The sequence below is a fragment of the Chitinophaga tropicalis genome (genome assembly GCF_009758205.1).
In the GTDB taxonomy this organism is placed as follows: Bacteria; Bacteroidota; Bacteroidia; order Chitinophagales; family Chitinophagaceae; genus Chitinophaga; species Chitinophaga tropicalis.
Genome location: NZ_WRXN01000006.1, coordinates 427,051 through 448,158, shown reverse-complemented (window position 1 = coordinate 448,158; position 21,108 = coordinate 427,051). Strand labels below are relative to the sequence as shown.

Genomic DNA, 21,108 nt, shown 5'->3' with positions numbered 1-21,108 from the left:
CTGCTGATGTCATATCTTTGTATACGCGCCTGAAGTAATGGATAACGAAATAAATACCAGACAACGTAAGATCATCCATATTGATATGGATGCTTTCTATGCGTCTGTAGAACAGCGGGACAATCCCGAATACAGGGGTAAGCCTATTGTTGTAGGAGGTTCTCCGGAAGGGCGTGGCGGCGTTGTAGCTACTGCCAGCTATGAAGCGCGCAAATTTGGCGTACGCTCTGCCATGCCCTCCAAAAGAGCCCTGCAGCTATGTCCGGACGCAATCTTTGTCAGGCCCCGCTTTGATGTATACAAGGATGTATCCCGGCATATACGTGAAATTTTCAGCCGCTATACGGATATAATAGAACCACTCTCCCTTGATGAGGCTTATCTTGATGTAACTACAGATAAACAGCATATCGGTTCTGCAATAGAGATAGCCAAACTGATCAAACAGGCTATATGGGATGAACTGAACCTGACGGCTTCTGCCGGGATCTCGGTAAACAAGTTTGTTGCCAAGATAGCATCAGACATGAACAAACCCAATGGGCTGACCTTTATAGGACCTTCATCCATAGAGGAATTTATGGAGAAACTGCCGGTAGAGAAATTTCATGGTGTTGGAAGGGTAACGGCAGATAAAATGAAAAGAATGGGACTGCATACGGGTGCAGATCTCAAACGGTTAACAGAGAACGATCTTAAGCAACACTTTGGCAAACCCGGTGCATTTTATTACAGGATAGTACGCGGGATAGACGACCGTGAAGTACAGCCTCACCGTGAAACCAAATCTCTCGGTGCAGAGGATACCTTCCCTTACGATCTTACAAAGACAGAAGAAATGAATGCAGAGCTGGATAAGATCGGCAAGATAGTATGTGAGCGTTTGCAGCGTTATGGATTAAAAGGCAGGACCATTACCCTTAAAATAAAGTACGGTGATTTCAGGCAGATAACACGTAACCAGTCCCTTCCTTTTCCTACAGGCGATCTCAATAAAATTCTTGAAACAGCCAAACAACTGCTGTTATCTACTGACCCTGAAGATAAACCGGTAAGGCTTCTGGGTATCTCTCTTTCGAATTTCAATGAAGTGATCCAGGTATCGGGCCATTCACAAAACCCCGCACAGCTTTCTCTCTTTGACGATCTTCCATAAACCACAAATGCCGCCCTATTAAAGGAACGGCACTTGCTATCGTTTTTCAACTGCTCTAATCAGTTAGGATATCCTGTATTTTGTCCGAGGTTGGGATTGAGCACGCGTTGTGTCTGCGGAACAGGGAACAGCTCCCTGAAGCCTTCAGATGCGGAGTGGTCCCACCAGCTGGCAGTAGTATACTTACCCCAGCGGATCAGCTCCTGGCGGCGGTAGCCTTCAAAGATAAGCTCACGTCCCAGTTCTGCCAGCAGCTCGTCCATCGTCAGCGTGGTAGTGGTATACTCGTGAGTGCCCCAGTCTTCCGGTGCAAATGCACGTTTCCTGATAGCATTTACCAGGTCTACTGCTTCCTGTGTAGCTGCGCCATTGTTCTTTCTCATGATAGCTTCTGCTTTGGCCAGGTACACCCATGTTAAACGGTAAACGGCCCAGTCAGTGCTTCTGTAATGAGGATCGGAAGTGGGCCCGAGCTTATATTTATTGAAGCGTACGCCACTGTTCTCTTCACCCTGTGTCATGTCGGATACGGTGCTGCCCTGTTTGTTCTTACGGATGTTATCTACAAATACCAGCTGCTCACCATTGTATTCATTGCCACCACTGGAGATAACGGGCACGGTGCCATTGGAGCCGTATCTCCACTGTGGTCCTTCCAGAATCCATTCTTTCTTACGTTTGTCAGCATTCTCGAAGGTGGTATACACTCCCGGGATCACTACCACGCCATCATTACCGTTCAGTGTATTGCCGTTGATCTGGCTCTGGTTGAAGTGATAGAAATCTCCTGTCCACTGTGGGGTGAAGTTGGAGATCTGGTAATCGTATGCGATGGAGAAGATGATCTCTTTGGAAAGATCGTTATCCGGTTTGTAAGTATCGGTCAGGTTCGGATCCAGTTCCAGTGCGCCGTTCATGCCACCTGCTTCGTTGTTGATCAGTTTATTGGCAGCATTGATACAATCGTCCCAGCGTGGGGTACCGGTCCATTTCTCTGCGTTCAGGTACAGTTCTACCAGCATGGCATAACCACCGGCTTTAGACATACGGCCCAGCAGGGATTTTGAAAGTACGGGGCTTTTATCGATGTTGTCCAGGATCTCTTTTTCCACGAAATCAAATACCTCTTTACGTGTCTTTGTTTCGGGGCTCAGCGGGATACCTACCTGGGTAACGATAGGCACATTACCCCAGATATCCATGATACGCAGGTAGTGGAAGGCGCGCAGCAGGACCAGTTCTGATACGTAGCCGTCTTTTTCCTGCTGTGTCAGTCCCATGGCGGATGCTTCACGTTTATTGATATTCTCTATGGCATCGGTACAGAAGCCGAGACCTGTCCATAACAGGCTCCAGCAATCTCTTACCGGGCCATCGTCTATGGTCCAGGTGTGATAGTGCAGGCGTATCCAGTTGCCTGCATCGTAGCCGTGACGGCCTTTCTGGGGCCATGCCAGCTGATCGGCCGAAAGTTCGCTGAGGCGCCACCAGCCGTTCTGGCCGGGGGTGGTCCATGCGTTGGCGTGGGTATAGGGTCTCAGTACAGCAGATACAACTTCATTTTTGTTATTGTAAAAGTTGTCGGTGATCAGCTGATCGTATACTTTTTCTGACAGGTCTGTACAACTGTTTGCGAAAACAGGTAATAAGGCCAGTGCTGTATAGGTAGTTATTTTTTTAAATCGTTTCATGCCTTGTGTTTTAATGTTTAGATCAGAATCCAACGTTCAGTCCCAGGATAAAACCTCTTGAGCTCAGGTAAGGCCTGCGGTCGTCCGTTGTGTTCAGTGCGTCTATGCCGGGATTGAGCCCTGTATCTTTGATGAAGTCAGGGTCGTTACCGGTGTATCTGGTAATAGTGGCCAGGTTGGCGCCGGTCACGTACACGCGCATGTTGCGTATCAGTTTTGTTTTGAAAGGGATGTTGTAAGCCAGGGTCACTTCATCCAGTTTCATATATCCACCTTTTTCCAGATAGTAATCTGAGTACTGGTAGCTGTCATTCAGTTTTGCATGTTTGGTGAAAGCAGTTTCCAGTACATTGCTTGGCAGGGATTGCCTGTTACCGTTAAACATTTCCATGGTGTTCAGCACATCGAAACCGAATTTGCCGCGCATGAACACACGCAGGTCAAAACCTTTGTAATGCCAGGTGTTGGTGAGTGACAGATAATATTTAGGTATTGCATTACCAAGAACGGCATGATCTTCTTCGCTGTTGATCTGATCAGGAGAAACTTTTGAGCCATCTGCTTTGTAGAACAGCCATTTTCCATCGTCTGTGAGGCCGGCAAAGCGTTTACCGTAGAAGTTACCGATACGGTCTCCTTCAAAAGTGCGGATAGCATCTCCCAGTGCGCCGTATCCGCCGATACCGCCATAGGTTTTGCTTTCTATCTTATAAACATCGTTGGAGAAGCGGTCCAGTACGCTGCGGTTGGTGCTGAATGCCACATCTGTGCTCCAGGTCAGTTGCTTTGACTGTATGATATTTCCGCTCAGGGTAATTTCCAGTCCTTTGGAAGAGATAGAGCCTACGTTGGCGTAGATGCTGTTCCTTACGAAGGGAGGCAGCTGTGTGGTGAATGTTTCCAGTACGTCGTTGGTAACGCGTTTGTATACGTCGATAGAACCTGTTAAGCGTCCTTTGAAGAGGCTTGCGTCAACACCAATGTTCACTTCCGCTTTTCTTTCCCATTTCAGGTTTGGGTTAGGGTTCCTGTTAGGGCCGTAGGTCTGGCGCCATATACCATCGGGGTTGATATAGTTACCACCTGTGCCCATTGTAACGAGAGATACGTAGTTGTTGATACCGGAGTTTCCTGTGATACCGTAACCTACTCTCAGTTTCAGCTGGTCTACAGCAGTCAGGTTGCTCATGAAAGCTTCTTCACGCAGGTTCCAGCCTGCGGAAATAGCGGGGAAGTATCCCCATTTATTGTTGGCACCGAAGCGGGAGGAGCCTTCACGGCGCAGAATGAATGAAGCCATATACTTGTCTTTGTAGGCATAGTTCAGTCTTCCGAAGAAAGCGATCAGTGTATTATCATTCTTGAAGCTGCCCATGTTGGCTTTACCCAGTCCCAGCTGGTTACCTGCGCCGAGGTTATTCTCTTCAAATACGTCGTTCACAAAACCGTAGTTGCCTGCGTCAAAGCCCTGGTCTACTTCATAGCGGTAGCTGTAACCACCGATAGCAGTGATGTTATGTGCGTTGTTCACTGTGAAGTTGTATTCCAGGGTAGGTTCTAACGCGTATTTAACATGCAGTTCATTGGCCTGCCATGCGTAGCCTGTGGAATCATAGGTTTCGTAAGACAGTTCAGAGTTCAGGTCTGCATATCCTCCTTCTGTCCAGGTGTCACGGATCACGGAACCGAAGATGGAGGCTTTCAGTCCTTTGATGATGTCGAGAGAAATTTTCGCATCTCCTGAAGTGGTTTGCTGCTGACGGATGTCTGTTTGCTGGTGCAGCCTGGCCAGTTCGTTGGTGCTGGTCTGTTCAAAGTAGTAAGAGCCGTCAGGATTATAGGGAGAATAGGTAGGATTGAAAGTATAATAGCCATTCAGGTTACCACCATCTGTCAGCATATTTGCTTTGTTGAAATTGGTAGACAGGTTGAAGGAAGCTGTAAGGCGGTTATCAAGGCCCCTGGAAGTAACGTTCAGGCGGCCGCCGTATTGCTGGCGGGAGTTAGCCAGCATCAGGCCATCCTGGTCCTGGTAGTAGACACTTGCGCGATATGTGTTCATATCATTACCACCGGAAAATGCCAGGTTATGGTTCTGTGTAAGGTTACTGTGGTTTACCAGCAGGTCTACAAAGTCTGTTCTGTAGCCTTTATCTTCTGTGATGATATCTCCGCTGGCTATTTTTGCAGCGTATTGATCTGCGGTCAGGAATTTAGGTCTTCTCTGTACGTATTCCTTACGGAAATAGGTGTTGTAATCTACGCGGGCGGGGCCGGATTTACCGCGTTTGGTGGTGATGATGATCACGCCTCCGTTGGCCTGTGTGCCATAGATGGCCGCTGCAGAACCGTCTTTCAGTACGGAGAAGGAGGCGATATCATCCTGCTGAAGGAGGTCCAGGTTGCCGCCGGGTATACCATCGATCACTACCAGGGGCGACATAGAGCCTGTTAATGATGTAACGCCGCGCAGCTGTATGGTAACGCCGGTATTGGGGTTTGTGCCGCCAGTACGGGTTATGGTCAAACCGGCTACTTTCCCCTGCAGCAGGTCCATTGCATTACGTGCGCCGCTCTGTCTGAAATCTGCTGCGGAGACAGAGGTGATGGCAGAGGTTACTTCAGACTTTTTCTGTGTACCGTAACCTACTACCACTACATCTTTAAGACCTGTTACATCGGCCGTCAGCGCTATGTTTGCATTATCTGAAGCGCCAAGTACGACTTCTTCTTTTTTGTATCCTACAAATGTGAAAACGAGGGTATTTGCACCCTGGGGCACTTCCAGTTTATACACCCCGGAAGTGTTGGTCTGGGTACCTTTGCCCGTACCCTTCACCTGTACAGAAACGCCCGGCAGTGGCGTACCTCCGGGGTTTTCCGTAACTTTACCAGTGATGGTCCTGGATTGAGAGAATGCCCACAGTGATGATAGCAACATATACATACTGCATAGGCATACCCGTGAAAGAAATGAGAATCCTTTCTTCATACTAATTTTGGTATTAGGTTGAAAATAAAATGACAAGTAAATCCCGATACGTTCCTTTGCGCTCATCTCAAGGAACGTTCAGACAAATTTTTCATAAATGCCGAAAGTCAGACCTGGTTTATATTTTAACTGATTTTGGTATCTATAAGTAAAGGCTTTTTTAAAAACGTGTGAATAAAATAAGTTTCAATAACGTTGACTAAGACAATGACTCATCCTGGCGTAGCCGTCCCCATGGTTTTTCCCTTATATAAGATTCAATAGTTCCTGCGGATTACGTCCTCTGTTGTCTTTAGTAAAATCGATTTAGCAATCCGGGATAAAAATAGAGAGTTTTTTTACAAAGCAAAATATTATAAGAGGGTTTTGATTTGCGTTAACAATGTTTAATTTTTATTAACAATTAAGGAGTTATAAGAGGTCAACTATATACTACGTGTATTCAATAACGTTATAAACGCTGGTTCATTGTATTAATATTTTCACGGTAACCAGCAGCTGACCGTTGTGCCGCATGGTGTGTTCTGCTGCGTGGAACAGTAATCCCATTACGGTGGATGGAAGTTGTTTACGGCCTATTCCCCTGAAGCTGGTCAGTGTTGTTTCATCTGTATCTTTTAATTTCTCTACAGACAATTTTATTTGCCGGTCAAGGGCGGCAAGCAGTCCTGCTATTGTTACATCTTCATTTCTCCGGCCTTCCGAGGCTAAATAAGCCAGTTGTTCTTCTGATAACGGCATTGCTGACGCATAAGTGAACAACCTGTCTAAAACGCCTGTAATATGCTGTAAATGGAAAGCAGGAGAAGCCATGCCGGCAGGCTGTTCCCAAAGCAGAGACCCGGGAAAATCCTCAAACAGCTCATGGATCTCTTCTCCAGCCTGGAGTAAGGCGTGTGCTACTGGTTGTAATAAAGGAGGAACGCCTGTTATGGGCCCCCGCATCCATACTTCTGGTTGTTTCATATTTTATTTTTTCAGTTTCAGCACTACATGTTTAATATTCTGCCTGTTGTATGTATAGGTAATATGCAATAATCCGTCTTTTGACTGGATAATAGCCGGATAGCTGAATTCCCCTTTTTCATGTTTTTCCAGTTCATACACATCTTTCCAGTTCTCACCATCCCTGGAAACGGCTACTCTCAGTTCATTTCTTCCGTCAGACCAGTCCTTTCCTGCAATGGCGGGGTTATATACCAGTACCTGCCAGCCGTTCCGGGTAGTTACTGCGTCAATCCCGGAATTGGGGTTCAGCATATGTTGTCTTGTGAGCGGGCTCCAGCTACGTCCGTTATTGCCGGACCAGCTCTGAACAATTACGTTTTGCCTGCTTCTGAGCAGCATCTGCAGCCGGTTACCCCGGTGAAACAGGATGGAGGGCTGGATCACGCCAAATGTATCACAATCTATTGCTATGCGTTGCCAGTGATGGCCGGTGCTGTCTGATATCTCTACGTGTGCGTTCCAGACCTTCTCATCCAGGCTCTCTGTACTGGAAGGATGCAGGATGGAGCCGTCTTTCAGTTGTACGGGCTTATTCCGGACAGGCCCGAGTATACTGTCTGGCAGCCGCTGGGCTGCTGACCAGGTATGGCCGTTGTCTATACTTGTTTTCATCAGTCCCCACCATTCCCGGGGATTGGGCCCTACTTTGTAGAAAAGGAACAACCTTCTCTGGCGGGACAGGAATAATACCGGGTTCCAGCTGGCATAACGGGTAGTTTCATTCACTACTCCGGTAGCGGCTATTTCAGGTGCTGACCATTTACCTTTTGAGAAAACGGAGGTATAGATACATACGTCAGGTGCACTTTCCCTGCTTCCTCCAAACCAGGACGCCATCAGTTCACCTCCGGGTAGTTCTGTGATTGTGGAAGCATGTGCTGCCGGTACGGGCGGTTTCTCCATCAGGAATTCTTCTTTAACAAGCCTGGCCTGAGGCTGGGCAAATACGGGAGATAATGCGGTCAGCAGCAGGACCGGTAAAAGACATTTTTTCATTATGCTATTCTCTGACACCATAAAAATTGACAAGGCCACAAAGATAACAATGTCTGCCATTGTTAGCTTTGTGGCCTTGCCCCCCATCTAAATTATTATAAAGCCTGCCTATTCTTTTACATCCCAGAATACTTTGGTATCGCGCGTATCTTTTGCTTTTACATCAGCGTAACTGGTGTTGTAAGCAACCTCGCTGGTGGGATATAACAGCCTTTTTGGAGGCAGTTCAAATCCAACTGTCGGAGCTACCGGCACGTTCAGCTTTGGATATTTGGTACGGCGATATTCAGCCCAGGCCTGGCGGGACTGCAGTATGTTGAAGTGCAGCCATTTCTGGGTCAGGATCTTCTCCTGTTTTTCCTCTGTAGTACCAGTGTAAGCTATAGCAGCATTCTGCATAAAGGCATCTACAGTGGCAGTGGAAGGCTGAGTCAGCGCTTCATACTTGGTGCTATTGGTGTTATACAGGAAATATATGAAAGCAATGGCCTGACGCACGGCAAGCTCATAACTTCCTTGTGCTGTACCACCAGAAAGGCCCCAGCGCTCAAATGCTTCAGCTTTGAGGAAGTTCACTTCCGGGGCAGACATATAAATGCCTGGCAGTTTGTTATTGTAAACATAAATAGTAGAATCCCAGATAGCGTAGTACTTCAGACTGTCTGACTGCTGGGAGTTACCATATGTATTAGGCATTGCCCTGTATTCTGCATTTGGTACAAAGACATCTCCTACTTTCACGACGTTCTTTTCAAACATGAATGGGATACGTGGGTCGTTGACCGGCTTCATTACAGTATTCAACAGGTAGTCCGGAGCTGCCTGTGCACTTACTTCTGTAAATGCGGCGCTCAGGGTGTTGGTATAGTTGGTATACTGGTACAATATTACATCTGTATTGGCAGGGTTATAGTTATCACCAACGCCGGCGCCATCAATCAGCGGATATTGTATAGGATTGGAAAGGATCTCCTGCAGTTCTGTTTTTACTCTTGCTTCAAAGTCCGGTACGTTGGAAACGCGCATCAGGTAACGGAACCTGAGGGAGTTTACAAAACGGCGCCATTTGTCTATGCTACCACCTAACAGGTAGTCCTGGGTAGCAAAGGACGCAGCAGCATTTGTATTCAGTGTAGCAGCAGCCAGCCAGTTTGAAACGTCTTTCAGGCCTGTCAGAACAGTATCATATAATTCTTTCTGGTCCTGGAATTTTGCGTTTGCAATTGTGCTGGTTACGTTCAGTGAACCGGCTTCAGTGAAAGGAATATCTCCGTAAAGATCTATCATCTGTGCGGTCTGGTCAAGCAGTAAAGCTCTTCCTGCGTACATAAAGATCCTGAAGTTATCACGTTCATCTATTGGCAGGAGGTTGAACAGGCGCTGCATGGTACGGTACTGTGCCATTATACCGTTGCCGGTATTGTATGCGCCTGGATCATTACTCTGGTTACTGGGCGTATAGAAATCATTCCAGAATTTCTCTGTATAGTCCATATTCTGCTGATAACGGTTCTCCGAGTTAAACAATATGCTTGTTTGTGCGAAGGCGCCTGTTACCAGGAAGGTCATTGTACGCATATCATAATACTGAGGGCGTACACGGTTATTTTCCAGTATGGAAGAGAATAGTTTCTCTATGGAAGGATTTGTGGTTTTGTCAGGATCTACGTAGTAGTCATCCAATTGGCGCTTACAACCGGTACCGGTAATCATTGCTACCAGTACTATCAAGCAACCTATAATCTGTAATTTCTTTTTCATATCATTACTGTTTGTACGGGTCATCTTTTAAAATTAGAAGCTGGCGTTCAGACTGAAACCGAAACTACGTGTAGCTGCAGTAGAGCCCTGGTCAATACCCTGGTTTACCCAGCTTCCACCGAGTGGCGCTTCAGGGTCCAGGTTCTTCATAGTCCTGTACACATACAGCAGGTTCCTTCCGATCAGGGAAAGGCGCAGGCTCTGTACATGCAGTTTAGTTGCTGCTGATTTAGAGATGTTATATCCCAATACAAGTTCTCTCAGTTTAACGTAGTTATTCTTCTGAATGGTAGGCTCATTCCAGCTTGCCTGCGCGTCATTGAATGTCTGACGGTAGTATTTTGCAGCCTGAATGATCTGGGTATTTTCCTGACCATCTTCGGTTACACCATCCAGGATCACGCCGTCATGCCATACTGGTCCATTCGGAGAAACGCTGTTGTGGCTTTCCAGGCGTACTGACTGACCAGCTGCGTTAACGTAGTAAGGAATACCGCCGTTATCAGCGTCACGATACTTCATGGTTGAAGTATACATACCTGCGGCAGTACCGTATTTCAGCGGAGTAGATACGATCTTTCCACCAAAGCGGTAATCCAGCATAAAGTCCAGAGACAGGTTATGATAAGTGATAGTGTTGGCAAAACCGCCTACTATTTTAGGCAGCAGGTTGCCTACTTTCACATATTTGGATACGTCGAACTCGTATAAGCCGGAGCTGCTGATGATGAATCTTCCGTTAGCATCTTTTTTGCGTTCGTACATGTAGATGTTACCGATAGGCTGGCCTTTTTCAGCAACAACTTTCAGAGACTGTACGGAAGCATATTTGAATACGATCTGTTCTACGCCGGGAGCCAGTGTTTCAACTCTTGAAACGCTGTTGGCAAAGTTCAGGCGGGTAGTCCACTTGATCTTACGGTTCACAGGCATTGCGTTCAAGGCAACTTCGATACCGCGGCTGTGCAGCTGACCTACGTTGGTGATCCTTGTCTGAGCACCGTTACTTACAGCAACGGCCAGACGCATCAGCAGATCGTTCACTTTACTGTTATAGTAGGAAACATCCAGGCCCAGGCGGTTGCTCAGGATCTTGGTTTCAAAACCGAACTCCATTTCTTTCTTGATCTCAGATTTCAGTTCTTCGTTACCATAGTTGTTCTGTGCAACGAGTACAGGAACGGAACCTGTGGTAGTTGGAACTGGTTTCTGTGTATAGGTGATGTTAGATTCGAACGGAGGGGGAGCGTTACCCACCAGACCATAAGATGCACGTACTTTACCGTAAGAGAAGATCCTTGGCATGCGGAAAGCTTCAGTAAAGACGAAGCTACCGTTAACGGAAGGATAGAAGTAGCTATTGTTCTTGGATGGCAGTGTGGAAGAATATTCCTGACGTGCCGTAGCTTCCATGAACAGGTAGTTATTGTAGCTCAGGTTCATGATACCCAGGTAAGCATATTTCAGCATACCGCTACGTTTTTCAGTTGTTGTCTGAACGTTGTAAGAGTTGTTGATACTAAACCAGTTTGCAGTTACCAGACCACCGTTTGTAGAGGAAGACTGATCGCTGAAGCTTTCCTGGCGGGCCTGGTAGCCACCGCTGAAGGAGTAACCAAATTTCTTGTTAGGATCATTTGCATATGTTAACAATAAGTCACCATACACAATGCTGTAACGGCCTTTAACTACTGCATACTGACCGGTGCTGGAGCCGGTATTGAATGCAACCGGTTTTTCGTTGTATTTCTTGGTCTCGGTGTTTAAGCTGGTGAAGTCATTACCAACCCTGGTACGGAATTTCAGACCTTTTGCAACATCGATGTTCAGGGTTACGCTGGAAAGCAGGCGGTCCTGTTTCTCAATCTCCCTGTTACGCAGCTGGTTCCAGAGGAAATCCAGGAACTCGGGGCGGATGTTGTATCTCAGCGCCTCATCAGGATTCAGCTGGGTCTGATCGTAAGCAACCCATTTGTAACCTTTGGTAGTTTTGTATTTATCGAACATAACTGCCATATCTTCCGCACGGCTGAAGAAACCGTTAAAGCTGTTGAAGATCTGAGCCATTACCATAGGCCTGTTGGTCACTTTAGTGCTCACATAACCACCTACTACGTCCAGGCTTACTTTGTTATGCAGTTTGATAGTACTGTTCAGGTTAAAGGTATTACGCTGCTGTTCACCACCTACCTGGATACCTTTGTAATCACTGCGGGTGTAAGAGAAGCGGTAATTTGCTTTTTCCGTCATATTCGAAAGGGATACATTCAAATTTGAATTGTATCCCTTCTGGAACATTTGTTTATAGTTATCTGGCTGGGGGGAATAGGCGTGCATTGTGCCATCCCACCAGGGAACCATCTGGCCTTCCATTTTGGGGCCAAACTGACCATAGGCCCTGAAATAAGGCCTTACTGTTCCATCTGTTCCTTCAGGGATCCAACCATCTGCTCTGGCGCCGTTTGCAATGTTCACTTCTCTTTCGTAACCGGGCCCATACACGTTCTGGTATTGCGGAGCGAAAGCTACTCTTTCAGCAGTAGCAGAGTAGTTCAGGTCTACACCCATTCCTCTGCCCCTGGCGCCTTTTTTAGTTGTAATAACCACCACACCGCTGGATGCGTCGGAACCGTACAATGCGGTAGCGCTCGCACCTTTCAGTACTGTGAGGTTTTCAATATCTGCAGGGTTAATATCAAGGATACCGTTACCGCGGATACGGGAATCGGACCAGTAGTCGCCGTTGTTAGAACCGGCGCCGCCTGTTTCGTTATTGTTCCTGATCTGAACACCATCTACTACATACAGTGGTTGTGTATTATAGTTGAGGGAGTTGATACCGCGGATCTGAACGTTCACTGCACTGGTTGCACCACCTGGGGCGGTGGTGATCTTCACACCGGCAGCTTTACCATACAGGGCGGAAGCAAAGTTGGTAGCACCGGCGGCGGTGATCTGTTCTGAAGTGATAGTACTTACTGCGTATCCGAGAGCCTTTTGCTCTCTTTTGATACCCAGTGCTGTTACTACCACTTCTGTGATCATTTTATCGTTCTGCTGCAGAGTGATCGTCATAGCGGTTTTACCACTTACAGGGACTTCCTGTGTTTTAAAACCTACGAAGGAGATCACCAGTACAGCGTCTTCAGGAGCACTGATAGTGAATCCACCATTTTCATCTGTTGCAACCCCATCGTTAGTTCCTTTGATCTTTACAGAAGCACCGATCAAAGCTTCACCAGTCTGGTCCAATACCTTACCGGTTATTTTAATAGCCTTCAGCTGAGAGCCTTCAGGCATGATCACGATCAGGTTGTTAGCCAGCTCTTTATAAGTCAGGCCGGATTTGTCCAGGATAAGGTCCATTACTGTAGATATCTGCGCATCCTGCACATGAATGTCCAGTTTGTTATTTACAGGAACATTCCTGTTACTGAACATAAAGCGGTAATCGCTCTGACTTTCAATAACAGATAATACTTTCTTAAATTCCGCATCACGGAGGTTAAGAGTGATTTTAGTGTTGGCCAGGACATTCATACCCGTCAGGAGTATTAATCCAAACGTGAGTTTCATAAGTAGCATTGGCTTTAGAAGCCCGTAAGGGATCTTTACGCCCCTGGGGCGTAGGTGAAAATTCATAATTCAGATGTTAAGGGTGATTAAAGTGTTAAATGCCGTGCCCGTGCGAAAAGCCTGACATTTAAGGATCTAATTCATCATATAACGGAGGCCGTTAGGCAGAAGCCTCCGTATTATCTTTACTAGTAAGTACTCTTATTTCCCATAGACAAAATTTTAAACGTTAAACACTTTGTTTCTGGTGAAATGAAAGGGCAATACATAGGTTTGGTTCATACATAGGTATTGGCATAGGGTTCTCATCTCACCTTTCACGCTTTATGAAAGGAATTTTTTGTTTACGATCTTTTTCCGGCCTGCCGTTCTTTAGTATATCACGATTGTTGAATCTTCGATCCTGTAGCTGAAACCTTCGGTCAGGCGCAGGGCATGGAATGCTTCTACAACTGTCTCTCCTTCCAGGATGCCTGTAAATCTCAGCTGCCTCATATCGTTCCTGTTAAAGCGGATGCTGACGTTATACCAACGTTCCAGTCTTTTTGCCAGTGTTCCGAAATCTTCATCCTGGAATACCAGTTTGTTCTGGAGCCAGGAAGTTTCCATGATCATCGTATCCCGCTGCTGGAAATAGGTCAGTGTTGTAACTGCCGATGATACATTCTTTACTGCAACCGACTTCTTCCTGGTGGAATCTCCATTGTTGACCACAAATTTCTGGGATGGTTTCAGCACGAATTTTTCATCCGGATTATCATTTACTGATACTTCAATGGCGCCTTTCAGCAAGGTAGCCTCTGTAGAGGTCTCATTAGGATAGGATTTCACGTTGAACGCGGTACCTAATACCTTAATGTCCATTTTATCCGTATGAATTATAAATGGCTTTTCTGCATCTCCATGCACATCAAAGAAGGCTTCCCCTGTCAGGTACACTTCCCTGCTCTTCTCCGGGAAGCTGGTGGCGTATTCAAGTTTACTGTCGGCGTTCAGTGTTACTCTAGTGCCATCTTCCATCATAAAGGTGGATTTCTCTCCTTTGGTGGTAGTTTTGGCAACAAGATTAGAACCGCGCCATACATTGAAGTACAGCCCTCCTGTGATCAGCAACGCAACTGCTGCTGCCGCACCGGCAATCCAGCCGAGACGCGCCCTGCTACGCATAGGCACTATCAGAGGCTCATGTTCTCCGGTACCGGTACCTTTCTCCAGTTCATTGATCCTTGTCTGCACATTGGCGAAAAGACGCCTGCCATCTATATACTCATGATGATTCTGGGCCCAGTACATGCGGAACATTTCATACTGCTTTTGCAAAGCAGCATTCTCACTAATCATATGTTGCAGTTCCTGGCCTTCTTGTGGTGTTGAATCACCAACCAGGTCCTTAATAGCAATTTCAAAAAAACGTTCACTCATTGTCCGATGGAATAACCCTTTGTATATAGGACAACTTTTAAGTCGTGATATGCGTACAAGGTTTAAAATTTTTTTTAACATATATATTTTTAGGCCTAATTGCCCATAAATATTACCAATATGAGCAATGTAGTTACTATGTCTATGTCGTTTGTAGCTGATTTATCGGCTTTTTTCAGGTAGGGCTCCATCGCCTTACTCATCTTTTTCATTGCCCGCAGCATCTGAGTATGCACGGTTCTTGGGGAAATGTTCAGTATTTCGGCTACTTCCTTGTATTTCATGCCGTTCTCCTTGATAAGCCGGAAAATAATACTGCACTGACGGGGTAAAGAGGAAATGGCCTGGTCCATCCTGAATATCAACTCTTTCTTTTCCAGTTCCATTTCAGGAGATGCGCTGTTTACCAGTTGCGCCCCGCCTTCATGATCATCGATGTTTACCAGTTGAATACTGGAAAAACGTTTATTATAGTTTAATGCGTGGTTCTTAACAGCTATAAAAAGATAGGTTTCCGGCTTCTGCACTTCTCTCATCTGCGCCCTGTCCATCCAGCATTTTACAAATACATCAGACACTATCTCTTCAGCAACCTGTTGATAATGAACATACATAGTGCAAAACTTGATGAGTCTGGGGTTTAATTCATGGAATAAAACCTCAAATGACTTGGAATCGCTATCAACCGTGATGCGCTCCCATAGATCATTTATATTAACCTCTTTTTGCATTCTAACTTTTCATTATATTTCAGACGGCAATGTAGTAAAAGTATATGGCAAATAAAAATAATAAATCTTTCTGAATTAATTATTTATAATATATATTATCTACAATTTATTACGAAAATTAATGCCGGAGCGGCTGGAAATAAAAAGGCCCTTTCCGCGGTGCGGAAAGGGCCTTTTTAAATTAATTTTCAATCAGTTATTGCTGTTCCATAAACATAATATCCCTGTCAAACAGGTAGAGACCACTTTTATCATCTCCGATCAGCTCCAGTTTGTCATTACACTCGCGTGCCAGGCGCTCTTCCTCTATCTGTTCGTTCACATACCACTGCAGGAAGTTGTGGGTAGCATAGTCTTTTTCCTGTAAAGCGATGTCTACCAATTCGTTAATACCTTCACTCACCTTCACTTCATGGGCAAACAGTTCTTCAAAAGCCTTTTTCAGGGACACGAAGGTCAGTACAGGCTGTGCCAGTGCGGGAACAATGGCAAAACCTCCTCTTTCATTGATGTAGTGGATGAGTTTCAGCATGTGCATTCTTTCTTCATCGCTGTGTTTGAAGAAGAATTTGGTAACTCCTTTCAAACCAGGCTGAATATCTGCCCAGCTGCCCATCGCCAGGTAAGCCTGGGAGGATTGCGCTTCCATCAAGACCTGGCCATTCAGCGCCTCCTGCATTCTTTTTGACAACATATAGCTTGCTTTTAAGTGTAAAGAGATAAGTGTAATATAAATAGACGATAATTAAATCATTTTACAAAATCTTCCCGGTGAGGACTGAATACATCTATCAGCACCCCGTCTTCCAGGCAAAGTGCTCCATGGATCATGTGAGGGGGAATATAATACGCATCTCCTGCCCTCAGCACTTTCTTTTCCCCACCAATAGTGATCTCAAACACCCCGCTTTCGACATGTGAGATCTGGGAATGATGATGTTCATGCAGGGCGCCTATTGCTCCCTTCCGGAACTCTACTTTTACAAGCATCAACCTGTCATCGTGCGCCATTACTTTACGGCGTATACCCGGCTCCGGCGTTTCCCAGGCTATATCGTTATCTGCAATAAATACCTTCTTCATGAGATAAAGATACTAAATAAGAAAAGCCGTACCACCAAAGGTAGTACGGCGATAAATTGTTCAGAAAAAATCGCTTTCGCCTTCGGCAAAAGCGATTTTTTCTAAGAGAGAATTTTTTGGCCTGTGGCCGGCTAAAAACTCAAACTGATATGCCATTACTTAATGAGGCAGTATCTCTGTGAGCCTTTTATCCAGCTCCTCACCTCTCAGGTTCTTAGCTACGATCTTACCATCGGGGTCCAGCAGGAAATTCATGGGCACTCCCCTGATGCCATACATCTTAGCTACTTCATTATCCCAGAATTTCAGATCTGAAACGTGCGTCCACGTTAGGCCATCTTTATGAATGGCTTTCAGCCATGCCTCCTTACCATTAGGCTGGTCCAGGGACACGCTGAGGATAGTGAATTTATTATCTTTATGCTTATTGAAAGCAGACACCACATGTGGGTTCTCTGCACGGCAAGGGCCACACCAGGAAGCCCAGAAATCAACCAATACATATTTCCCCCTGAAATCTTTCAGACTTACCGGGTTGCCCAATGTATCGTTCTGTGTAAACAACGGCGCTTCTGCACCGATAGCTGTCTGTTTCCAGCTGTTAAGCAATTTGCCAAATTCCTGTCCTTTCTTACTGTTCTTCACATTGGCAGCCAGGCCGCTGAATAAGGTATCCAGCTCTCCTATCCTGTCAGGCATACCACCTGAATACTGCTGTAAAGCATCCAGGCTGATAATTGACTTAGGATTGTCTTTTATGAATGCGAGGTACAGTTTCTTTCCTTCCTCGCGGATGGTATTTACCTTCTCATCTATTTTCTCCCTGAATTCAGGCGAATTTCTATCTTCCTCACTGGCAGCCATATACTCTGCATTAAGCGCCATATACATGTTATCTACCGGCTTTAAGGCATCCTTTAAACGTTTGTCATCATCGTTTACGGGAGAGCCTTTGATGGTAGCCTTCATCAGTGAATCGGGGCTATTGAAAGTGATAGTACCTTTTTCTACATAAAAGATAACGGCATCACGCATCCTGGGGTTAAGAGAAGGGGTGGGATGCTTTAAGACCATCATTGCCTGGGTAGGGCCATCAATTGTGCCTTTAAATTCAAAAGCACCGTCTTTCAGTGTGGCAGAATCTCTGATCTCCTTACCATCAATACGGTACATGAGCTGTAGTTTGGCAGGGTCATTCAGGCTGCCGATCTTCCCTTTCAGTACAAAATTTCCTTTCTGGGCCAGCAATATGCCTGGGCTCACTAAAAGGGCCATAAGTAATGTCTTTCGCATTTTGGTTTGGTTTGATTTTGTTTTTACGTAAGCTCAAAATAAGCAAATAATATGAAGCAGAACGGCAGTGGGTACAACTTTGGGATGACCGGAAAAAAAAGGCCCCGCACTTACGGAGCCTTTCATTATTCAATTGATAATCAGTTAATATTATTCAATTCCAAGATCTTTCTGAATATCTTCCAGCGATCTGCCTTTGGTTTCCGGCATGATCTTCCAGATAAACAGTAGCTGCAGCAGCATCATTCCGCTATAAAATATAAAGGAGTAAAAACCGCCCAGCCTGCTGCTTTCTACTATTATAGGGAAGGTCCAGGAAATAATGGCGGCCATGATCCAATGGGTAAAACTACCCAATGAACCGCCTTGTGACCGTACCGTATTCGGGAAGATCTCTGAGATGAACACCCATATCACTGCTCCCTGTGAGAAAGCAAAGAATGCAATATAGCCGATCAGGTACACCAGTACATTTCCACCCAGGGTAGCCGGATCGCGGAAGGCATAGGCGGTCAGTGCCAGGAATATGATCATGCCAACAGAACCTATCAGCAGTAATGTTTTACGGCCAAACTTATCTATTACGGTCATAGCCAGCAGGGTGAACAGCAGGTTAGCTGCGCCAATATAAACCGGCTGCAGGAAAGCCTTTTCAGCGCTGAAACCGGCCAGCTCAAAAATCCGCGGGGCGTAATATAGTATGGCATTGATGCCGGCCAGCTGGTTGAACATAGCCAGCAACACGGCATACAGCACCGGTTTGGCATATCTTGGCTGGAACAGCCTTTCTTCATGTGTTTTTACTGATTCACGGATGGAGCGGATGGCTTTTTCCACATCTGTTTCCTCCAGTTTACGCAGGATAGGTATGGCTTCAGCTTCCCTGTTATTCAGTATAAGCCAGCGGGGGCTTTCAGGAATAGTGCGCAGCAGTAGCCAGAACAACCCGGCAGGTACCATCATGATACCCAGCATCCAGCGCCAGGCGTCATCTCCCAATCCTACAAAGAGGAAGTTGGTAAGATAGGCAATGAAGATACCGCCTACTATATTGAGCTGGAAGGAACCTGCCAGACGACCGCGCAAATGCGCCGGAGCTATTTCTGAGATATACATAGGCCCTACTACAGAAGAGGCGCCTACTGCTATACCGCCCATAAAGCGGAACAGTACAAATAGCAGCCAGGCGGAGATAGACGCGCATCCGATAGCAGATATGAGATAAATAACGGCAATGGTCTGTAATACTTTTTTACGGCCATAGGTCTTAGCCGGCGTACCTACCACTAAAGAGCCGATTACGGTGCCTATCAGGCTGGAGGCCACCGTAAAGCCTTGCCAGAAGGAATTGAGCGACCATAACTGCTGTATGATCTTTTCTGCACCGGAGATCACCGCTGTTTCAAAACCGAACAGGAATCCGCCCAGTGCTGCGATCAGTGCTATTCTAACAGGATAAGAGAACATGTTTATTCAGTTGATTTATTGTATTGCTGTGATCCTGATGGCCTGTCCGCCGGATGGCTGCAGCTTTACATCCAGCACTGCGGATGATGTAACGCTACGTTTGTCAATGCGTACATGCGTAGCAGTATTGACAGCTGCATCGTCAGAATAGATACAGGCCGTGTATTTTTTTCCCGGCTGCAGAAAATCCAATGCAACCTTCACCTGCCGGGCATTATTGTTGGTAATTGTTCCAACATACCAGTCATTCCCGGACCTGCGGGCTGTGCAGACATATTCCCCCGGCGCTCCCTGCAACACTCTTGTCTCATCCCAGTTTACCGGGACCTTTTCCCAGAATTCAAGTTCGGGCTCGTTTTGAGAAAAAGCAGGTTTATCATACCAGAAGAGGGTCTGTATGGGACTATAATAAACAGCCGCCAGTGCCAGCTGATGGGCATGTGTTGTTTTGATCCGCTTATCATAGTAACAGAGCGTATAATCTGCCGCGCCGCTGATAAAACGGGTAAAAGGTAATACGGTATTATGTGTGGCATCCGGCATCTCTTCATTTCCGCGGATACCTTCGGCTGTCATTAAATTGGGCCAGGTACGCTGCTCACCCGTAGGGCGGTAATCGTCATGTACATTTACCATGATCTGGTTCTCTGCAGCCTTTCTGATGGCTTCCTGCAGCCATACTGTCCAGCGGTGGGAGCCTACCTGCACGAAGCCGAACTTCACTCCTTTTATGCCCCAGCGGTGGAAAACCGTGAAGAGGCTGTCCTGTTGTGCCATCAGCGCCTGCTGATTAACATACAGCCAGATGCCAATGCCTTTCTGTTTACCATATTCCACGAGGGCGGGCATATCCAGCGGGGCTACTACTTTGGTAGCATCTGAAGTGAATGTAAAAGCAGGGCCATACCATTTCCAGTCAAACAGCAGATATTGCATACCATGTGCTGAAGCAAAATCTATCACGGCCCTGGCGCCATCCATGGTAAGTGTCATTTCACGCATGATCTTGCCGGGTTTGATCCATTTTGGATCAGCAATACGGGAAGGCGCATTCAGGTTGAGGATGATATCGTTATTCTCTACCAGCTGTCCGGGTGTGTCTGCTATCATAATAACGCGCCAGGGTGTGCCTACCGGTGATACAAGATCGGCCGGGTCGTGCATTGCTGTGAGGATGGTATTGGGTTTATCTTTACTGAGTTTAAATTTGGTGCGGGAATAATCTGTCAGCCCGGCTTCTGCCAGACAGGCCCATTTGCCGCCGGGCAGCTGCAGGGTAAGGGGGCGTTCACTTTCGTCCGGCCATTGCTGTAGTGGCAGCAGATGATAAGGCGCCTGCGCCCAGCCGGCATACCATGCCATAGTGCCTTCCGGCAGGGAGAACTCGGTGTTCTCTGCTGTAACGCGGTAATAACTTCCTTTGGGATGTTCCGGGAAGAAGTAACGGAAAGCTACACCTGCGTTATATGCACGCAGCTCTACCTGCATTACATAATCAGGATTATCGTCTTTCACCAGTTCTATGGTAACTGCATTGTAGTGGTCATGTATGGTACTGCGTTCTCCGTAAACGGGTTTCCAGGTGGTATCTTTTGTCCAGGCAGTTTTCTTTCTTACAACCAGGTTCTCACACCAGCGCGCATGCCTGTCTATCTTCAGCGCCATGGCGCTTTCAGACAAATGGTTATCCAATTGGATATCCAGGGCGGATTCATGGATCACTTCTCTGTTATTATGGAAAACGTGGTAATACATTGTTTTGTGGTGAGCGGCATCTTCGCGCTGAAAAAACTGTATCCTGAGTTTTTTATCCGGCGATTCCAGTATCACACCTGTACTGTCTGTCACCTGCCGGGACATAACGTTGTTACTAAGCGACGAAAAAAGTAAACATAAAAAACCGTAAAACCAATACTTAGTCATCAATTTGTG

General features: G+C 46.3%; 14 protein-coding genes. 1 reads left to right on the top strand and 13 read right to left on the bottom strand.

Going from position 1 to position 21,108, the window contains the following annotated elements; all coding sequences use genetic code 11:
• The first annotated feature begins 37 nt into the window (after positions 1-37).
• Positions 38-1,156 carry a DNA polymerase IV gene (gene dinB, locus GO493_RS16435; protein WP_157307294.1) on the top strand — a complete coding sequence of 373 codons (1,119 nt, stop codon included), beginning with the start codon at positions 38-40 and terminating at the stop codon, positions 1,154-1,156.
• A gap of 59 nt (positions 1,157-1,215) precedes the next feature.
• On the opposite strand, the gene GO493_RS16430 is transcribed toward dinB, so the two are convergent.
• The 13 genes from GO493_RS16430 to GO493_RS16370 form a co-directional block, all read right to left on the bottom strand.
• Positions 1,216-2,847: a RagB/SusD family nutrient uptake outer membrane protein gene (locus tag GO493_RS16430; RefSeq protein ID WP_157307293.1), complete on the bottom strand. Its 1,632-nt coding sequence runs from the start codon at positions 2,845-2,847 to the stop codon at positions 1,216-1,218.
• A 22-nt stretch (positions 2,848-2,869) separates the two neighbouring features.
• Entirely contained in the window at positions 2,870-5,839 is a 2,970-nt protein-coding gene (locus GO493_RS16425) for a SusC/RagA family TonB-linked outer membrane protein (RefSeq protein ID WP_232538873.1), read from the bottom strand.
• A gap of 465 nt (positions 5,840-6,304) precedes the next feature.
• Positions 6,305-6,805, bottom strand: coding sequence for a DinB family protein (locus GO493_RS16420; protein ID WP_157307292.1), 501 nt, complete (start codon positions 6,803-6,805; stop codon positions 6,305-6,307).
• 3 nt (positions 6,806-6,808) lie between these two features.
• A complete protein-coding gene (locus GO493_RS16415; protein WP_232538872.1) occupies positions 6,809-7,843 on the bottom strand; it encodes a sialidase family protein in 1,035 nt (344 codons plus the stop codon).
• A gap of 108 nt (positions 7,844-7,951) precedes the next feature.
• Positions 7,952-9,604 carry a SusD/RagB family nutrient-binding outer membrane lipoprotein gene (locus GO493_RS16410; protein WP_157307290.1) on the bottom strand — a complete coding sequence of 551 codons (1,653 nt, stop codon included), beginning with the start codon at positions 9,602-9,604 and terminating at the stop codon, positions 7,952-7,954.
• Positions 9,605-9,637: 33 nt separating this feature from the next.
• Entirely contained in the window at positions 9,638-13,180 is a 3,543-nt protein-coding gene (locus GO493_RS16405; RefSeq protein WP_157307289.1) for a SusC/RagA family TonB-linked outer membrane protein, read from the bottom strand.
• A gap of 372 nt (positions 13,181-13,552) precedes the next feature.
• Positions 13,553-14,602, bottom strand: a complete 1,050-nt coding sequence (locus GO493_RS16400; protein WP_198315733.1) for a FecR family protein — start codon at positions 14,600-14,602, stop codon at positions 13,553-13,555.
• Between the two features lie 95 nt (positions 14,603-14,697).
• Positions 14,698-15,333 (bottom strand): RNA polymerase sigma-70 factor, encoded by a 636-nt coding sequence (locus tag GO493_RS16395; RefSeq protein WP_157307287.1) that lies wholly within the window; start codon positions 15,331-15,333, stop codon positions 14,698-14,700.
• A gap of 196 nt (positions 15,334-15,529) precedes the next feature.
• Positions 15,530-16,027: a ferritin gene (locus tag GO493_RS16390; protein WP_157307286.1), complete on the bottom strand. Its 498-nt coding sequence runs from the start codon at positions 16,025-16,027 to the stop codon at positions 15,530-15,532.
• A gap of 56 nt (positions 16,028-16,083) precedes the next feature.
• Positions 16,084-16,416 carry a cupin domain-containing protein gene (locus tag GO493_RS16385; RefSeq protein WP_157307285.1) on the bottom strand — a complete coding sequence of 111 codons (333 nt, stop codon included), beginning with the start codon at positions 16,414-16,416 and terminating at the stop codon, positions 16,084-16,086.
• A 159-nt stretch (positions 16,417-16,575) separates the two neighbouring features.
• On the bottom strand, positions 16,576-17,709 hold the full coding sequence (locus tag GO493_RS16380) for a TlpA disulfide reductase family protein (RefSeq protein ID WP_157307284.1): 1,134 nt from the start codon (positions 17,707-17,709) through the stop codon (positions 16,576-16,578).
• 150 nt (positions 17,710-17,859) lie between these two features.
• The gene (locus tag GO493_RS16375) at positions 17,860-19,176 is read right to left on the bottom strand and encodes a sugar porter family MFS transporter (protein ID WP_157307283.1); all 1,317 of its coding nucleotides are present in this window, start codon (positions 19,174-19,176) and stop codon (positions 17,860-17,862) included.
• Between the two features lie 15 nt (positions 19,177-19,191).
• The gene (locus GO493_RS16370; RefSeq protein WP_232538870.1) at positions 19,192-21,036 is read right to left on the bottom strand and encodes a glycoside hydrolase family 97 protein; all 1,845 of its coding nucleotides are present in this window, start codon (positions 21,034-21,036) and stop codon (positions 19,192-19,194) included.
• Positions 21,037-21,108 lie beyond the last annotated feature (72 nt).